Source organism: Actinomadura sp. KC06, from assembly GCF_004348735.1.
Classification (GTDB): Bacteria; Actinomycetota; Actinomycetes; order Streptosporangiales; family Streptosporangiaceae; genus Spirillospora.
The window spans coordinates 1-947 of the sequence record NZ_SMKT01000402.1; the positions used below are offsets into that span (position 1 = coordinate 1).

A 947-nucleotide genomic window follows, 5' to 3' on the forward strand; every position below is an offset into this window, starting at 1 on the left:
CGCCCCCACCGCCCGCAGGCCCCGAGTAGGGCCCCGGGTAAGACCCCGGCTCGGTGCCCCCTGTCATGCCGGGCGCGTTCACTCGCCCGAGCCCTTACCGCTGGTTCCCGACGCCTTACCGGACGCAGACGGCCCGCGCCCGCCCGGCACCGCCGCCGCATCGAGCCGCTCAGCGGTCCACCACGTGACCGAGTCGCCCCGGCGGTCCACCACGTTCAGCGTCAGGCCCGCCGGGACCACGAACGTCCCCTGCGGCACTTGCGGGTCACCGACCACGCCCACCTTGATCGGTGCGGACTGCTCGCCGTCCATCGCCAAAAGGCGCACCTGGAACAACGGCCGCCCCTGATCGTCGGTACGCAGCGCGCCCGACTCGAACTCCTTGCGCTGTTCCGGTCGATCCGCGACCAGGAACCGCAGCGCATCCGTGGGGATCTTGAACTGCACGCCCGCCACCCTCTCTGCAACTTCCACCTGATGTACCAAGCTTGGTACGCCTTGTCATCAAGAGTGTGCCAAAGTCGTGTGAACGGTAAACCTGTGCGTACCAAGTTCGGCACGCTAGGGTGTGACGGTGGGTGTCACGCGAAACCAACCCCGCAGCTCACAAGTGGTGGAGGTGGCCACATTGGGACACGAGGAAACGTTTAACTCCACATCGGGCCAGACGGGAGGATCTCCACAACTGCTTGACGTCATCCGTAACGCCATCGTTCAGGCGATCATCCGGGGCGAGTACCCGCGCGGCGCGCGGCTACCCACCAACCAGCAGATCCAGGAGCACTGGCAGGTATCAGCCCGCACCAGCCGCAAGGTGCTGGCCCAGCTCACCGACGAGGGTTGGGCCATCGCCGAGGGCACGCGCGGCTATACCTCCACCGGAGGCCCGTCCAACCACGCCGGGCGCGGCACCCCCGTTACCATCCAGGACAGCACCCGGCCCGACC

The 947-nt window shown here is 67.7% G+C and carries 2 protein-coding genes; one reads left to right on the forward strand and one right to left on the reverse strand.

Annotation, left to right across the window (positions count from 1 at the left end):
• Window positions 1–78: 78 nt before the first annotated feature.
• On the reverse strand, window positions 79–447 hold the full coding sequence (locus E1287_RS43355) for a hypothetical protein (protein ID WP_131972005.1): 369 nt from the start codon (window positions 445–447) through the stop codon (window positions 79–81).
• 127 nt (window positions 448–574) lie between these two features.
• On the opposite strand from E1287_RS43355, the gene E1287_RS43360 reads away from it, so the two are divergent.
• Window positions 575–947: GntR family transcriptional regulator (locus tag E1287_RS43360; RefSeq protein ID WP_165969484.1), on the forward strand; the 373-nt coding region annotated here is incomplete at its 3' end.